Here is a 16,674-nt window from a genome sequence, read left to right as displayed (position 1 = left end):
ATCTGACAGTTTATAATCTTAAAACGTTATTGTCCAATTGACTACGGATATAGGCTTGAATACATAACTTAAAATATAAATGTTTAATTAGAAAGCCTAGGCTTCAAGCTAAATCATTGAAGATGCATCGTTGCAGCTGTTAGATTATCACCTGACTATTTTACAAATTTGATCAAATAAAAAGAACGCCCTATTGGACGTTCTTTTTTAAGGTTTTACACTTAATTAGTGAGCTGAAGCACCTGAAGTTGTGTCAGGTTCTGGTTCTGGCTCTGGCTCAGGTTCTTCTTCAGCTTCTGAAGCACCTGAAGCAGCATCTTCTACTAAGCCATACTTGTCAGCAAAGTAACTAAATGGTTTCAAGCCTTCAGCTTGATACTTCTTAACAAATTCTGGGTCATCAAGAGTATTCAATTCAGTTGAGTAAGGCATATCATGAGTGAACTTAATGTCAACTAACATTGGTCCATCCATTTCCTTGAATTCTTTAACTGCGTCTTCGAATTCTTTCTTAGTACGTACAGTTACACCTTTTACATTCATACCTTCAGCAACTTTAGCCCAGTCGTTGTTTGGCAGAATAACACCTGATAATGGTTGGTGTGATTCATCAACTTGTTCAGCTTCAATGTAGCCTAAAGTATCATTAGTGAAGACAACGTTCATAATGTGCATATTGTAACGAGCTTGAGTCAACAACTCTTGGTTCATCATGGCAAAGCCACCGTCACCACTTAAGTTCCAAACTTCACGCTCTGGGTGAGCAGTTGCTGCTGCAAGTGCAGCTGGTGAACCAAAGCCCATAGTTGCGTACAAGCCTGAAGTTGCCCAAGTTTGGTCATCATGCAAGTTCACTAAACGTTGGAAGTCAATGTTAATGTTACCAACATCAATAGCAAATTGTGCATCATCATCAGCGTATTTGTTGATGATGTCAAAGATTGGCTCACGGCGAATTGGCATTTCGTCTGAATCATCAAAGCTGTGTTCCCATTCTTCCCAGTTTTGACGGTCAGCAATAGCAGCCTTGTAAAGTGGTGATTCTTCACGAGCTTGACCTGCGTCAATCATAGCTTGTAAAGTCTTAGCACCATCAGCCAAGATTGGAACATCAACAGCGTGACGCTTGCCTAATTTTTCTGAGTCAACATCAATTTGGACAACTTTAGCCTTAGGATCAAAGAAGAATAATGAGAATGGTGAGTCATTACCAACCCAGATAACTGCATCAGCATGAGTTTGGATATCATCACTTGGCTTAGGTGCAACACGACCAATTGAACCCATGTAAGCTGGGCATTTATCTTCAACAACACCTTTAGCCATAACTGAGGACATCAATGGGGTCTTGAATTTTTCAGCAAATTTTTCTAAGACATCGCCATGACCCTTCATACCTAGACCAAAGTAAACAACCGGGTTCTTTGCTTCTTCAAGAAGCTTAACAGCTGCTTCAACTTCATCTTTCTTAGGAGCTGCATAGTTTGGAACAGCCTGCATTGCATTGTAATTTACACGGTAATTGTCATCAATCTTGTCCCAGCCAAAATCCTTAGGAAGAATTAAGACAGCTGGACCCTTCTTAGCATAAGCTTGACGAATTGCTTCATCCATCATTGAAGGGATTTGCTCTGCACGCTTAATTTGGTGGTTCCAAACAGCAACCGGATCAAACCAAGGCTTTTCGTCAAAGGCTTGGAAGAAGTCCATATCCTGACGACCAGTTGGAACGTTAGCTACAATAGCTACCATAGGAACTTTGTCGTATTTTGCATCGTACAAGCCGTTCATCAAGTGAACAGCACCAGGGCCGGCTGAACCGAAGCATACACCGACCTTGCCAGTATATTTATATTCAGCTGAAGCAGCCAAAGCACCAGCCTCTTCGTGCCGAACTTCAATATACTTCAACTTACCCTTAAAGTCGTGGATAGCGTTCATTGTTGAGTCAAATGAGCCACCCGGAAAACCATAAATATGATCAATATGCCAGTCCAACAAAACTTGGAGCATGGCATTTGCGCCATTAATTTTTGCCATTTTAAAGTGCATCTCCTTAAATACATGTTTACTTACATATTGTATTAAAACATATAATTTCACAATTTCAAGTAAGCAAAATTAGTTATTAGCACAACATGTAAGCGCTTTGTAAAAATATTATCTTCACAAAGTTAAGCGCTATACTAATGACATTCAGATAACAGCAATAATTTCATTTGTGATTAGCTGATCATAACGACCAAATTTGTGCATTTTTTGGTGTATTTAATCCTCAGAAAATATTTTTTATAAAGTTTAAATTTTTACTAAATTTAATGTTGAATTTTCTGATAACGACCATTTTGCACGTAAACGCTTAAAATGGCCATATCTGCTGGATTTACTCCTGAAATACGTTCAGCCTGTGCTATTGTCTCAGGTCTGATTTTGGCAAATTTCTCTCGTGCTTCTGTTGCTAAGCCATCTATTGCACTGTAATCAATGTCCACAGGAATTTTCTTTGCTTCCTGCCGGTGCAGTTTATCAATTTGTTGCTGTTCCTTTTTAATATAACCGGCATACTTAACGTTAATTTCAATCTGCTCTCTGACATAGCGCTCATTTGAAATATGCATCCCTGTCAAACGCTCAATATCAGTCACCTTAACCTTAGGCCTTCTTAAGAAAACATCAGCCTTCACGCCGGCTTTTAACTTTTCTTCACCAATACTTGCAAGATACTCCTGGACCTCTTTTGTAGGATGAACCGTGATCTTTTTAACAGCTTGGGCAGCTTGAGCAATTTGTTCTTTCTTTGCTAAGAACTTAGAATAACGTTCTTCAGAAATCAAACCAAGTTTAAAGCCATAATCCGTCAAACGTAAATCAGCATTATCATGACGTAAAATCAAACGATATTCTGCTCGTGAGGTCAATAAACGATATGGTTCTTCTGTTCCTTTAGTAACTAAGTCGTCAATTAAAACGCCAATATAAGCTTCATCGCGGCCTAGGGTAAATCCCGGCTGACCAGCAGCTCGCAAAGCTGCATTAATGCCAGCAATCAGTCCCTGCCCGGCTGCTTCTTCATAGCCAGAAGTTCCGTTCATCTGTCCCGCAGTAAACAAGTTTTTAATATTTTTGGTTTCTAAAGTATGCTTTAGCTGCCAGGGATCAATCACATCATACTCAATAGCGTAGCCCGGCCGCATCAATTCCGCATTTTCAAGGCCAGCTACCGAATGCAGCATTTTTAACTGAATTTCTTCAGGCATTGAGGTTGAAAAATCGCCAACATAAACTTCTTTGGTATTTTTACCCTCCGGCTCCAAGAAAATCTGATGACGCGGCTTATCCGCAAAACGAACTACTTTAGTTTCAATTGACGGACAATAGCGCGGTCCTATACCCTTGATTTCTCCTGAAAACATAGGTGAACGGTTTAGATTTTGGTTAATTATTTTATGCGTGGTTTTATTTGTATATGTCATCCAGCATGAAACCTGATTCTTGAGGTAATCTTCATCTTTAGTTTCATAAGAAAAATGACGCGGAATTTTATCGCCAGGTTCTTCCTCAGTTTTAGAATAGTCAATGGTATTACTGTTAACGCGCGGCGGTGTGCCCGTTTTAAAACGGCGCAGCTTAAAGCCCAGTTTTTCTAAATTTTCTGAAAGCTTAATTGCCGGTACAGTGTTGTTGGGACCGGATGAGTAATTCAATTCGCCAATAAAAATACGCCCGCGAGCTGATGTTCCTGTTGTGAGTACAACGCTTTTAGCATGGTACCTAGCTCCTGTGTTGGTAATTAACCCTCTGCAAACTCCATCTTCAACAATTAATTCATCAACTGTCGCCTGTCTCAAAGTCAAATTAGGGGTATCCTCGATCACTTTTTTCATCTGTTCGTGATACTGCCACTTATCGGCTTGTGCGCGCAATGCCCGTACAGCTGGCCCTTTACCTGTATTTAGCATCCGCATTTGAATATAGGTAGCGTCAATATTTTTACCCATTTGACCGCCCAAGGCATCAATCTCGCGCACCACTGTTCCTTTAGCTGGGCCTCCTACTGACGGATTGCAGGGCATAAAAGCAACCATATCAAGGCTAATCGTCAAAAGTAACGTCTTTTGGCCCATTCTGGCACTCGCCAGGGCTGCTTCACTGCCCGCGTGACCAGCACCAACAACAATGACATCATAATCATTTGAGTCATAACTTTTAATCATTAATTTTCACACCTATTTCCCTAAACAAAATTGACTAAACAATTCATTAACTAACTCATCAGGACTGCTTTCACCCGTAATTTGACCTAGAGTGTCCCAGGCGCCGTTGAAATCAATTTGGGCAATGTCTATAGGAACTTCATCTTTTAGGGCCTGAACAACGTCTTGCAGCTGCTTTTTGGCCTTTTCCAGTAAGCCAACCTGCCTTTGATTAGTTACCATGACCTGGTCATTTGAGTTCTCAATCCCCTTGAAAAACAGTTCTTTGATTGTTTTTTCTAATTGATCAAGATTTTGTTTTTGCAAAATTGAAATGGCAATAACCGGACTCTTGGTTAAATTTGTTATTTCAGCGGCAGAAATTTTTTGGCCCAAGTCGGTCTTATTTAAAATAACAATGCGCTTTTTCCCACTAGTAGCATCAATTAAGGCATAGTCTTCTGGAGTTAATTCCTTACTTGCATCAAACAAGAGCAAAACTAAATCTGCCTTTGCCAGTGCTTTTTTGGAACGCTCAACCCCAATTTTTTCCACCTTATTATCAGTGTGCCTGATACCTGCAGTGTCAATTAATTCTAAAGGTACGCCTTTAACAGAAACATATTCTTCCAAAGTATCACGGGTTGTACCGGCAACATCGGTCACGATCGCCGTATCACTTTTAGTCAGATAATTAAGTAAAGATGACTTGCCGACATTGGGCTGGCCAATAATCGCAGTAGCTAAGCCGTTACGTAACGCCGTTCCTTCACTTGCCGTTTTGAGCAATTTATCTATTTTAGCAATAACAGACTGAGAAACACTCACCATTTGCTTGGCCGTGACAGTATCAGCATCATATTCTGGATAATCAATATTAACTTCGACATTGGCTAGCGTATCCAAAATTTCCTGTCTCATGGCCCTGATTTTCTCAAGCAGACCGCCTTCCAGCTGCTTTTCTGCCACTTGCCGGGCCTTATCGGTTTTAGCGCGCACAATATCCATCACGCTTTCAGCCTGAGTCAAGTCAATGCGGCCGTTAACAAATGCCCTTTTAGTAAATTCACCGGGATCTGCCATGCGCGCACCGGTTTTTAATAATAATTGCAAAATATGGTTGGTGACAACAATGCCGCCATGACAATTAATTTCAACAATATCTTCCCTGGTAAAAGTCTTAGGAGCCAGCATTACAGATACCATAACTTCGTCAATCACCTGCTCACTTGCAGGATCAACTATATGTCCATAATGAATAGTATGCGTCGGCACTTTAGTTAAATTCGCACCCTTGAAAACCTGATTGGCAATTTTAACAGCTTCTTCACCAGACATGCGGACAATAGAAATCCCACCTTCACCAATTGGCGTTGAAATCGCTGCAATTGTATCAAACTCCGTTAAAGTTTGTGCCATGATTTTCTCCTTTTCAATAAAAAAAGCGCATTATTCCACCATGAATAATCATGATGGATAAAGCACTTTGACTACTTTAGCTAAATCATTAATTTAGATTAAAAATTATTTTCTGCGTTTTAACCGCTTATAAGTTTTGCGCAATTGACGCTTACGTTCGCGCTCTTGGCGCTCTTTTTCTTCCTGTTCACGCCGATATTTAATAGGGTTTTGCAGAATGAAAGTTTGAACCACCTGGAACAGATTGGAAATTACCCAGTAAACTACAATAGCTGACTGGAAATATATACCCATTACACCAACCATAATTGCCATACCATAAGTCATAATCTTAGTTGACAAGGTTTGTGATTCTTTTGGCGTAGATAATTGACTGATATAAGTCGATATAAAAGTCAAGACCATAGACAAAATTGGCATAATAAAGTATGGATCCGGCTTACCTAAATCCATCCACATAAAGTGGCCAGTTTGCAGTTGTGGCGTTTGCCAAATCGCACCATACAAAGCATACATAACCGGTAACTGAATAATTAAAGGCAAACAACCAGCATAAGGATTAATTCCTGCCTCTTTATAGAGCTTATTTGTTTCTTGCGAAAGCAAAGTTCGCGATTCTGTATCACTACCGGGATACTTTTTACGTAAAGCGTCTATTTCCGGCTGAATTTTCTGCATCTTGGTAGTACTCTTAATCTGAATAGCACTAAGCGGATACAAAATAAGCCGTACTATAATAGTAAAGATAATAATTGCCCAACCATAGTTGTTGCCTACCAGCTTCGATAGCCACAGCAAAAACGTGGACATGTAATAAATGACCCAGCGATTCCACCAGCTGCCGCTTGTATGTGAAACAGGTTCTGGCTTGCCGTTTGATGCACATCCTGTTAAGACAACCGCTACTGCAACTACTGTCAGCAGTACAAGTAGACGCTTGACATTCTTTTTAGTTAAAATGTCTTTCACTCTAATCTTCCTCAACTTTATTCGGTATCTCTTCAATTATATTGGCTAAAAAGAGTGCATGCAAGAGGTTCTTACGAACATCATCCCATTTAAAATCACGCGCATATGGTCTAGCAATGACTAAAAAATCAATATGTGGTTTAATCAAAGGTTTATTTTCCGTAAGAACAGCGCGAATATAACGTTTGAGGCGATTACGCACTACAGCAGTGTGTCCGACTTTTTTACCAACAGAAATGCCAACACGAAAATGCTTGTTTTCCGGCTTGTCCATTTGATAAATCACAAAAGCACGATTTGCTACTGAATTGCCTGACTTAAAAACTGTCTGAAAATCATTTTCTGTTTTAACACGATAAGACTTTCTCAAAACGTTTCATTCCACTCTTAAAAATTAAAAAAACCACTGGGATTTCAGTGGTTTAAGCAGATAAGACTTTTCTACCCTTTGCGCGGCGTCTAGCCAAAACCTTACGGCCATTTGATGTACTCATCCGTTTCATAAAGCCGTGAACTCTTGAACGGTGACGCTTTTTAGGTTGGTAAGTTCTTTTAGTTGTCATTAAACTACACCTCCAATTTTGTATGCAGACTGCACAATTTAATATCTAGGATACCATGATTAAAGTAAAAAACCAAGTAAAAAGAGAAAAAACATCAGGATTAATTACCAATTTAGGAATAATTTGTGACTTGGCTTAAACTGGCCGTGAAAAATTCTTACAGTTTTCTATAACAAATCAGCCTTGGCAATTTCAATTGACGGGTAATGTCCAAGTGCTGGCAAATCGGTATCAGGCGGGCAAGAATAAACCATATAATAATCACCATCTGACTGCTTGGCCGTCAATTCTTCCAACTTTTGTCTGGCACGTTCAACACTCTGCGTAATATAGACCACACTAACAACGCCCACCTTCTCTGCTGCATGTGTACTGATTTCAACACCGCCTTTTAGTATCACCTTTAAATTGCCGTCATCTTTCAGCCCCAACTCAACATAATCTTGATAATCCATATTGGTACCTCACAATAAATAAATATTTTTATTTGCTGTTAACCAGCCTATTCAGCACTTGGAGTAGTATCAAATAAAAAGCTTACTCATACCATTACTCCTTCAATTATAATGGTGCTTTCTTTACAATCAAGTTTGATTATAAGCTTTGTATGGTCTTTCACAAATTACTTTAAATAATAAGTATTAGGTTATTGTATCGATTCTGAGACTATTTTTAAGATTGCCTTTACGCCGCTACAATGACACCATAATAAAAGCAATTTGGCTTACACAGCACTTCACATTCTTTACTCTTTTTTAATCATTCTATTACTTATTGATGATAAAATTATCTTTGTAGGCAAGCGCTTTCCGTAGTGCTTAATACAATTTTGATATAAATAAAGGAGATTTTTATGGTAAGTGGTGTTTTTAAAGGTGCTGCTCAAGGCTTTCACAGCTTATTAACCAGTAATGTTACATTAAAGGACGGTAAAATAATCAAAGTTGCTGTTGACGGTGTTCAGCCATATACGGTTGGTTCCTATGCAATACCAACAATGATTAACAGAATTGAAAAAGCCGGCAATACTGATGTGGATGTTGTTACATCCGCTTCAGTAAGTACTTCGGCAGTTGTTAATGGCGTAAATAAAGCCTTAGAAGTTGCTCAAGGAAAATTAACTGCAGACGATGCCGTTAATCCAAAAGTAAAACCAAGTAAAAAACCTAACTATCCGGTTTATGCCAAAGTAAACAATAACAAGTATATCGCATCTCAAGTGCAATTTGACGATACTTATGACGTGATTGTTGTTGGTTCAGGTATCTCTGGATTATCTGCTGCTATTGAAGCAAAAAAGCATGGCAACGACGTAGTTATTTTTGAAAAAACTGGTATGGTCGGCGGAACCAGTAATTATTCCGCTGGTGTCATTCAGGGTTCTGGCGATAAATATCAAAAAGAATTTACAAGCTATCAAAATGACAATCCTGAACTACATGCTCAAGAGTTAATTCAAGCCGGTGAAGGCAGAGTAAATCCTCAGATGATAAAAGAATTAGCCGAGGATTCTGCTAATAACATTGAATGGCTGGCAAGTTTAGGAATAAAATGGACCTCTGTCTATGGCCACAGAGTCATTCCTTATGAAAACAAAGATTACTTTGCGCAAAGAATTCACGTTTATGAACACGGTGGCGGTTTAGGCAGTGGCTGCGTAATGATTGACGCTGTCAGAAAAGAAGCTGACCGTTTGGGAATAAAGATTTTCTTTGATACTCCTGTAATTAATTTAGTAACTGCCAGCTATACTGACAAATCAGTTGTTGGCGTAGTAACTAATTGCAAAGGCAAAACTAGTTATTATCGCGCCAATAAAGGTGTAGTCCTTGCTACTGCTGGTATTGACTATAATGAAAAACTAGCTAAAGAATTTGCGCCGCAACAATATCGTGATATTAAAAATCATGCCTTGACTAATTCTAAATACGATACCGGTGACGGTATTTTGATGGGATTAGCACTTAACGCCGCAACTGAAGGCTTAGGCGGCTCTATGGATGTTGATTTCAAGAGCAACGTAGGTGCAGCAGATAATTTGCCAACACCACCAATGTTTTACGTAAATGGCAACGGTAAACGTTACGTCAATGAAGATACTACTTACGGTTATCTAACCCGTGCCACTTACCAACAAGAACTAATTTGGGATAAACCAACTTGGCAAATCTTCGATTCATCAACCTTCTCTACTCCATTTTCACCTTGGAAATCTGCTGCAGACACGGAGAAAGATATTAATTCCGGTCAAATGTTTAAAGCAGATTCAATTGCAGAATTAGCTGCTAAAATCAATGTACCAGCTGAAAACTTAAAGCGGCAACTAGAGACCTGGAATGAAAACGCCGCAAATGGTGCAGATAAAGAGTTTGGTCGTAAAGAAGGCCTGCAAGAATTACATGCGCCATTCTATGCTTATGCTCACAAGGACAGCAATTTTGGTGCAATTGGCGGCTTGAAAGTAACTACTAATTATGAAGTAGTTGATCAAGATGATCAAAAGATTGCTCACCTGTATGCTATCGGCTGCAACTCCGGTGGCTGGAATGCAAATTATTACCCATCATCAGGTACTGCCTTAGCCGAAGGAATGCATTCAGGCCGCAGAGTCGGCAGAGTCCTGTCTGGTCTAGTAGAAGAAGTTGATGTTACACCTGCAGAAACTGATGTAACAACTGGTTCATCAGAATATTAAAAAACTAATTTTTAGACAAACAAGAAAAGCGTTCTTACTAATATTATTTAGTAAGGCGCTTTTTCTGTGCTCAAGTTAAAAACAACTTCTGTCGTTTTTTCAAAGTAATAATTTTGTTTAAAGAATTTTGCCAGCTTGAAGCCAAATAATTATAAGTTATTAATTATCAGTAGTACGGAGTTTTAAAGCAATAAGTGTCGCCATGCATTAGCGCTGCTTACTTCTTATTTTATGTTAAGACAAAAGTGAATTTTTCTACTACTCGGTCCAGGTTAAATTTCGTCGTATTTGTTTAAAATTAATATCCTAAAATTATCCACAAGTGCAAATTCACATCATTTTACACAAATTTATCCACAATCTACAACCTGTTTATAAAATTATCCACAGTATGTGGATAGCATAATCAATATAACTTGCAATATACTGCTATTTCAGTAAAAGATTTCCACAAGCTATAATGTAAATAAGATAAATATTACCCAATTTTTTTAATCTAAAGTGAATTTCTTTCTAAAATCTATCCACAGCTTGTTAATTCTGAATTCTTTTTGTGCACCTGTGGAAAACATTTTTATTAGATGGTAAAATAAGTTTTGCGTAACGTAAGCGGAGGGAAATATTTTGTTTGACATTAATAAATTTTGGCAGCATTTTAATACAGAAATGCGTGAACATTTTAATGAAGTTGCATATAATGCCTGGTTTAAAAATACCAGACCAGTTTCTTACAATAAAGAAACTCACGAATTAAAAATTGCCGTACAAAATCCTGTAACCAAAGGATATTGGGAAAAGAATTTAGCTTCACAATTAATTCAATCTGCATATGGCTACGCTAATATTGAGGTTATGCCCGTCTTTCAAATTGAGGGCGATCAAAGTACTGAGCGCATTGTAACGCCTAAACCAAAAAGTGAGACAATGTCCGTAAATTCACGGCCGCAAATGGAAAATGCCTTTGTTCGTAACCTTAAGCTTAATGAAAAATATACTTTTGATAATTTTGTTCAAGGCGAAGGCAATAAGCTGGCAGCCGGTGCAGCTTTAGCTGTGGCTGACAGTCCCGGTAGTTTTTACAACCCCCTTTTTATTTTTGGCGGTGTAGGTTTAGGTAAAACACACTTGATGCAGGCTATCGGCCATCAAATGTTGGCAGAACGACCTAATGCTAAGGTTGTCTACATTCAAAGTGAAACTTTCGTTAATGATTTTATAAATTCAATCAAAAACAAAACGCAAGATCAATTTCGTGCAAAATATCGAACCTGCGACTTATTACTAGTTGATGATATTCAATTTTTTGCTAAAAAAGAAGGTATTCAAGAGGAGTTCTTCCATACTTTTGAGACTCTTTATAATGACCAAAAACAAATAGTCATGACGAGTGACCGGCTGCCTACCGAAATTCCTGATTTGTCAGAACGACTGGTATCACGATTTACTTGGGGGCTGCAAGTAGAAATTACCCCACCAGACCTGGAAACACGAATCGCAATCTTACGTAAAAAAGCCGAAGCCGAAAATTTAATAATTGATGATAATACACTCGATTATATTGCTTCTCAAGTTGACACTAATATCCGTGAACTTGAAGGGGCTCTGGTGAAAGTACAGGCACACGCAACAATTGAGCACGAAGATATCAATGTCAATCTGGCTCGTGAAGCATTGGCTGATCTCAAATTAGTCCAAAAAAACCAAGGTCTGCAAATTTCTAAAATTCAAGAAGTCGTTGCCAATTATTTCCAAACTTCAACTTATGAATTAAAAGGAAAAAAGCGGGTTAGACAGATTGTCGTTCCAAGACAAATTGCTATGTATTTATCCCGTGAATTAACTGACTCCAGCCTTCCTAAAATCGGACAGGAGTTTGGCGGTAAGGATCACACAACTGTGATGCATGCTTACGAAAAGATTAGTCGGGAAATTAAGACCAATTCCGACATCAAGACCGCTGTTTTTGATTTAAAACAAATGCTTGACCGCTAAAAAGTTATCAACTGTGGATAAATAACGGACTTGTACACATCTTTTTAACCGCAATAATTACGTTATTTTAAGGCTAATGTATCTTTTCAACAGAAATCACAGGACCTACTAATACTACTAATTAAATATATAATTAATATAAAGGAAATAGACAAAATAACAGGAGGCACCAAATGAAATTTACAGTTAACAGGAATCTTTTTTTAGATAATTTAAACAATGTAATGCATGCCATTTCATCCAGAGCAACTATACCGATTCTTAGTGGTATCAAGCTTAATTTAACGGAAACGGAATTACTTCTCACTGGAAGTGATACTGATATTTCAATTGAAATCAAAATACCAGTTAGTGAAGATCTGACCGTTGATTCAACCGGATCAGTCGTTTTACCGGCAAGATTTTTTAGCGAGATTATCAGACGGTTACCGGGAAAAGAATTTTCTTTGGAAGTTAAAGAAAGTTTCCAAACACAAATTATTTCTGAAAACAGTGAGTTCACTATTAATGGTTTAGATGCTAATAACTACCCAAGATTACCGGAAATTCCAGACGAGTCCTCTTTTGTTATTTCGGGAAAAACTTTTCGAGAAATTATCAATGAAACCCAATTTGCGGTTGCAACTCAAGAAAGTCGCTTAGTTCTGACTGGTGTTCATTTCACCTTTAGCCCTGACAAAATTCATGCAGTAGCAACAGATTCACATAGATTGTCCAGTCGTGCTTTGACTTTAGAAAACGGACCACAAACAAAAACAGACTTAATCATTCCGGGAAAGAGTTTACTGGAACTTGCACGTATTATCGGAGAAACTGATCCGGAGATTAAAGTTTGTCCGGGTGAAAATCAGGTACTCTTTGAAATTGGCAACATTCTGTTTTATTCACGTCTACTTGAAGGCAGCTATCCTGATACTGAACGCTTGATACCCACTGACAGCACAACAACTGTAGAATTTGACTTACTGGAGCTTTCAAGTGCGCTTGATCGGGCAAGTTTACTGACACATGCAGGACGCAATAACGTAGTTGATTTGACACTGGACACTAAAAAACAAAGTGCCAAATTATCTGGTGAATCAGCAGAAATTGGGAATGTTGAAGAAGATGTTAGTTTTAAGAAACTTGAAGGTGAGAATTTAAAGATTTCCTTTAATCCTGATTATTTGCGTGATGCGTTAAAAGCTTCGGTGACTGATTCCGTTATTATGGATTTCACGCAACCATTGCGGCCGTTTACTGTAAATCCAGATAAAGCCGACATTAATTTTGTTCAGTTAATTACACCGGTGAGAACTTTTTAAGTTATCATTCTTAATAAAAAGAAAAAGTCATCAACTGATGGCTTTTTTTCTGACCAAATTTTTATAATCGAACAAAAAAGCATGCTGGTTTATTTTTAGTGTCATTCACTATGAAATGTTTATTTTAAAAAAATCCGTTTATATGGCTTTATATGGGCTTTTAGTTGTTTTTTGCTTGTGAAACGAATATACTTATTATAGGTAGTTAATGGTGTGAAGGTGGTTATGATCAAAGAATTTAAAGTAACAAGCGCATATATTACTCTGGGTCAGTTTTTAAAAGAAGAAAGTATTGTTTCTTCAGGTGGACAGGCTAAATGGTATCTGCAAGAAAATCCAGTTTTACTGAATGGGATCAAAGAAAATCGGCGTGGAAAAAAATTACGCCCTGGCGATACGCTAGAAATTGCTGACGAAACTTATGAATTGCGGTAGCTGTGGATGTATCTCAAGCACTTTATTGCACAAAATTACCGCAATTTGCAGCAATTTGAGGTTGACTTTGATCCCAATGTCAATATTTTTATAGGTCAGAACGCTCAAGGCAAAACTAATTTACTTGAAGCGATTTATTTTTTGGCCCTAACTCGTTCTCATAGAACCAGTAATGATAAAGAACTAATCGCTTTTGGTAAAGACTATGCCAATGTTTCTGGTCACATTTATAAAAGTCAAATTGATCTATCTTTGCGGGTTTTAATTACCACTAAAGGTAAGAAAGTTTGGGTTAATCGGGTTGAACAAGCGAAATTATCCAAATATGTGGGACAATTAAACGCTATTTTATTTTCGCCGGAAGATTTAGACCTGATTAAAGGGGCACCCAACTTAAGGCGGCGATTCATGGATCAGGAGTTTGGTCAAATTAGTGCCGAATACCTTTATTTTGCAGGCAAGTATAAGCAGGTATTGCAACAAAAGAATAATTATTTGAAACAATTGGCCAAGGGTGAAGCGCATGACACCATGTTTTTGGAAGTTTTGTCGGATCAACTAGCCGGTGTTGCGGCAGAAGTAATAGTCCGCCGCTTTCAATTTTTAAATTATTTAGATCAATATGCTCAAGATGCTTACGCTCACATCAGTACCAGCGCTGAAAAGCTGGAAGTAACTTATCGGCCATCGGTAAAAGAAATAACTGCAAGAGATAGCGTCGAAGAAGTTTATCATAAAGTGTTAGACAATTTTCAAAAAAATCAAAGAATTGAAATTCTCAAAGGCACGACCTTAAGCGGTCCTCACAGGGATGACATTGAGTTTGAACTTGATGGTAAAAACGCTCATTTATATGGCTCTCAAGGACAGCAGAGAACAATCGCGCTTAGTATTAAACTGGCTGAGATTCAGCTTGTGCACCAGTTAACTGATGAATATCCGTTATTATTACTAGATGATGTCATGAGTGAGCTTGACCATAACCGCCAAAGTGCCTTACTCAATTACATTCACGGTAAAACACAAACATTTATTACGACGACAGATCTTGAGGGTATTTCCTGGGAAATAATTAAGAAGCCGAAAATATACCGCATTAAATCTGGACAAATTTATTTAGAAGAGGGGAAATTGCATGGCAGATAGTAACAAAGAAAATCTTAAGCAAATTAAGCAATATGAAAAAGAAGCCGATAAATATAATGCCAGTCAGATTCAGGTCTTAGGCGGACTTGAAGCAGTTCGTAAGCGTCCAGGAATGTATATTGGCTCTACCAGCTCTCAGGGTTTGCACCACTTAGTGTGGGAAATAATTGATAATGGTATCGATGAAAGCTTAGCCGGTTTTGCCAGCAAGATTGAAGTTACAATTAATGAGGATGGCAGTGTAACTGTTCAAGACGATGGGCGTGGTATTCCGGTCGATATTGAAAAAAAGACGGGTCGACCAGCTCTTGAAACTGTTTTTACTGTCTTACACGCCGGTGGTAAATTTGGTGGTGGCGGCTATAAGGTTTCAGGCGGTTTGCACGGAGTGGGTGCTTCTGTCGTGAATGCTTTATCAACTAAGCTAGATGTTACAACAATGCGTGATGGTAAAAAGTACTTTATTGACTTTAGTCGTGGTCGCGTAGTTGATGAAATGAAAGTAACGGGGACTGTGCCTTTATCTGAACATGGTACCATAGTGCACTTTTTCCCAGATCCAGATATCTTTACTGAAACCACTTCTTTTGATGACAAGATCCTCAAAAATCGTATCCGTGAACTTGCCTTTTTAAATAAGGGCTTGAAATTAACATTTACCGATAAGCGCAAAGACAGCGCGGAAACCGACGTTTATCACTATGAAGGTGGTATTCAGGAATATGTTTCGTTCTTAAATCGTGATACAGAAGTATTATTTGATGAGCCGATCTATGTAGAAGGTAATGACAACGATATTAACGTTGAAGTATCTTTGCAATATACAAAAGGCTATAAAACAACACTGATGACCTTTGCTAATAATATCCATACCTATGAAGGTGGGATGCACGAAGCAGGGTTCAAGACAGCCTTAACACGGGTAGTTAATGATTATGCCCATAAGACTAAGCTGTTAAAAGATAGTGATGATAATCTTTCAGGAGAAGATATTCGGGAAGGGATGACAGCTGTCGTATCAGTTAAGCACCCTAACCCGCAATTTGAAGGTCAGACTAAGACTAAATTAGGCAACTCTGATGCGCGGACAGCTGTAGATCGTGCTTTTTCTGAAACCTTCAACCGTTTTTTAATGGAAAATCCGCAAGTTGGTCGGAAAATTGTTGAAAAAGCCCAACTGGCTGAACGTGCCCGGACAGCTGCTAAACGTGCGCGTGAGGTAACTCGTAAAAAATCAGGTCTGGAAATTGCTAACTTGCCGGGTAAATTAGCTGACAACACCAGTAATGACCCCAGCATTTCTGAATTATTCATAGTTGAGGGTAATTCTGCTGGCGGCTCTGCCAAGCAGGGACGCTCAAGGCTGACTCAAGCTATCTTGCCAATTCGTGGTAAAATTCTGAACGTTGAAAAAGCGTCAATGGATCGTATTTTGGCTAACCAAGAAATTCGTTCACTTTTTACGGCTTTGGGAACCGGCTTTGGTGCAGATTTTGATGTTTCTAAGGCTCGCTACCACAAATTAATCATTATGACAGATGCCGATGTCGATGGCGCCCACATTCGGACACTGCTTTTAACCCTCTTTTACAATTACATGCGTCCGATGATTGAAAAAGGCTACGTTTATATTGCACGTCCACCTCTATACCAAGTACGCCAGGGAAAAGTGGTCAGATACTTAGATACTGATGAAGAACTGCATGACTATTTAGGTAGTCTGCAGCCAAGTCCTAAACCTTTGGTACAACGGTATAAGGGACTGGGCGAAATGGACCCAGAACAATTATGGGATACAACCATGAATCCTGAAAATAGGAGACTCGACCGTGTCAGTCCGGAATACGCTAAAAATGCCGATGAGGTCTTTGAATTACTGATGGGAAATGAAGTAGGTCCGCGGCGTAATTTTATCGAGACTAACGCTAAATACGTTGAAAATTTGGATGCATAGGAGG

The 16,674-nt window shown here is 38.6% G+C and carries 13 protein-coding genes; 6 read left to right on the top strand and 7 right to left on the bottom strand.

Annotated elements, in window-relative coordinates; genetic code table 11:
- Window positions 1–225: 225 nt before the first annotated feature.
- From spxB to GYV61_RS02155, 7 genes are all read right to left on the bottom strand, one after another.
- On the bottom strand, window positions 226–2,040 hold the full coding sequence (spxB, locus tag GYV61_RS02185; protein ID WP_110446851.1) for a pyruvate oxidase: 1,815 nt from the start codon (window positions 2,038–2,040) through the stop codon (window positions 226–228).
- A gap of 275 nt (window positions 2,041–2,315) precedes the next feature.
- Window positions 2,316–4,214 (bottom strand): tRNA uridine-5-carboxymethylaminomethyl(34) synthesis enzyme MnmG, encoded by a 1,899-nt coding sequence (mnmG, locus tag GYV61_RS02180; protein ID WP_174794584.1) that lies wholly within the window; start codon window positions 4,212–4,214, stop codon window positions 2,316–2,318.
- A gap of 12 nt (window positions 4,215–4,226) precedes the next feature.
- Entirely contained in the window at window positions 4,227–5,612 is a 1,386-nt protein-coding gene (gene mnmE / locus GYV61_RS02175) for a tRNA uridine-5-carboxymethylaminomethyl(34) synthesis GTPase MnmE (RefSeq protein WP_174794583.1), read from the bottom strand.
- Between the two features lie 105 nt (window positions 5,613–5,717).
- Window positions 5,718–6,581 (bottom strand): membrane protein insertase YidC, encoded by an 864-nt coding sequence (locus GYV61_RS02170; protein WP_174794582.1) that lies wholly within the window; start codon window positions 6,579–6,581, stop codon window positions 5,718–5,720.
- 1 nt (window position 6,582) lies between these two features.
- Window positions 6,583–6,951, bottom strand: a complete 369-nt coding sequence (gene rnpA / locus GYV61_RS02165; protein ID WP_110446855.1) for a ribonuclease P protein component — start codon at window positions 6,949–6,951, stop codon at window positions 6,583–6,585.
- 52 nt (window positions 6,952–7,003) lie between these two features.
- Window positions 7,004–7,144 carry a 50S ribosomal protein L34 gene (gene rpmH, locus GYV61_RS02160; protein ID WP_003549412.1) on the bottom strand — a complete coding sequence of 47 codons (141 nt, stop codon included), beginning with the start codon at window positions 7,142–7,144 and terminating at the stop codon, window positions 7,004–7,006.
- Between the two features lie 167 nt (window positions 7,145–7,311).
- Window positions 7,312–7,599: a hypothetical protein gene (locus tag GYV61_RS02155; RefSeq protein ID WP_174794581.1), complete on the bottom strand. Its 288-nt coding sequence runs from the start codon at window positions 7,597–7,599 to the stop codon at window positions 7,312–7,314.
- A 398-nt stretch (window positions 7,600–7,997) separates the two neighbouring features.
- Between GYV61_RS02155 and GYV61_RS02150 the strand changes: the two genes are divergently transcribed.
- The 6 genes from GYV61_RS02150 (at window position 7,998) to gyrB (ending at window position 16,670) form a co-directional block, all read left to right on the top strand.
- A complete protein-coding gene (locus GYV61_RS02150) occupies window positions 7,998–9,839 on the top strand; it encodes an FAD-dependent oxidoreductase (RefSeq protein WP_174794580.1) in 1,842 nt (613 codons plus the stop codon).
- A gap of 624 nt (window positions 9,840–10,463) precedes the next feature.
- Complete coding sequence (dnaA, locus tag GYV61_RS02145; protein WP_174794579.1) at window positions 10,464–11,831, top strand: chromosomal replication initiator protein DnaA; 1,368 nt, start codon at window positions 10,464–10,466, stop codon at window positions 11,829–11,831.
- A gap of 173 nt (window positions 11,832–12,004) precedes the next feature.
- The gene (gene dnaN, locus GYV61_RS02140; RefSeq protein ID WP_174794578.1) at window positions 12,005–13,135 is read left to right on the top strand and encodes a DNA polymerase III subunit beta; all 1,131 of its coding nucleotides are present in this window, start codon (window positions 12,005–12,007) and stop codon (window positions 13,133–13,135) included.
- A 225-nt stretch (window positions 13,136–13,360) separates the two neighbouring features.
- A complete protein-coding gene (yaaA, locus tag GYV61_RS02135; RefSeq protein WP_174794577.1) occupies window positions 13,361–13,570 on the top strand; it encodes a S4 domain-containing protein YaaA in 210 nt (69 codons plus the stop codon).
- A 6-nt stretch (window positions 13,571–13,576) separates the two neighbouring features.
- Entirely contained in the window at window positions 13,577–14,716 is a 1,140-nt protein-coding gene (gene recF / locus GYV61_RS02130) for a DNA replication/repair protein RecF (RefSeq protein WP_110445321.1), read from the top strand.
- Window positions 14,706–16,670, top strand: a complete 1,965-nt coding sequence (gene gyrB / locus GYV61_RS02125; protein WP_046323977.1) for a DNA topoisomerase (ATP-hydrolyzing) subunit B — start codon at window positions 14,706–14,708, stop codon at window positions 16,668–16,670. Before recF ends, gyrB begins: the two co-directional genes overlap by 11 nt.
- Window positions 16,671–16,674: the final 4 nt, after the last annotated feature.

Source organism: Lactobacillus melliventris (assembly GCF_013346935.1).
Classification (GTDB): domain Bacteria; phylum Bacillota; class Bacilli; order Lactobacillales; family Lactobacillaceae; genus Lactobacillus.
The sequence above is the reverse complement of the archived record's forward strand: the minus strand, read 5'-3'. Positions and strand labels throughout refer to the sequence as shown.

Excerpts from the sequence above, each read along its gene's own strand:
- spxB (WP_110446851.1), bottom strand. The coding sequence starts at position 2,040 with ATGGCAAAAATTAATGGCGCAAATGCCATGCTCCAAGTTTTGTTGGAC.
- mnmG (WP_174794584.1), bottom strand. The coding sequence starts at position 4,214 with ATGATTAAAAGTTATGACTCAAATGATTATGATGTCATTGTTGTTGGT.
- mnmE (WP_174794583.1), bottom strand. The coding sequence starts at position 5,612 with ATGGCACAAACTTTAACGGAGTTTGATACAATTGCAGCGATTTCAACG.
- rpmH (WP_003549412.1), bottom strand. The coding sequence starts at position 7,144 with ATGACAACTAAAAGAACTTACCAACCTAAAAAGCGTCACCGTTCAAGA.
- GYV61_RS02155 (WP_174794581.1), bottom strand. The coding sequence starts at position 7,599 with ATGGATTATCAAGATTATGTTGAGTTGGGGCTGAAAGATGACGGCAAT.
- GYV61_RS02150 (WP_174794580.1), top strand. The coding sequence starts at position 7,998 with ATGGTAAGTGGTGTTTTTAAAGGTGCTGCTCAAGGCTTTCACAGCTTA.
- dnaN (WP_174794578.1), top strand. The coding sequence starts at position 12,005 with ATGAAATTTACAGTTAACAGGAATCTTTTTTTAGATAATTTAAACAAT.
- yaaA (WP_174794577.1), top strand. The coding sequence starts at position 13,361 with ATGATCAAAGAATTTAAAGTAACAAGCGCATATATTACTCTGGGTCAG.
- recF (WP_110445321.1), top strand. The coding sequence starts at position 13,577 with ATGTATCTCAAGCACTTTATTGCACAAAATTACCGCAATTTGCAGCAA.
- gyrB (WP_046323977.1), top strand. The coding sequence starts at position 14,706 with ATGGCAGATAGTAACAAAGAAAATCTTAAGCAAATTAAGCAATATGAA.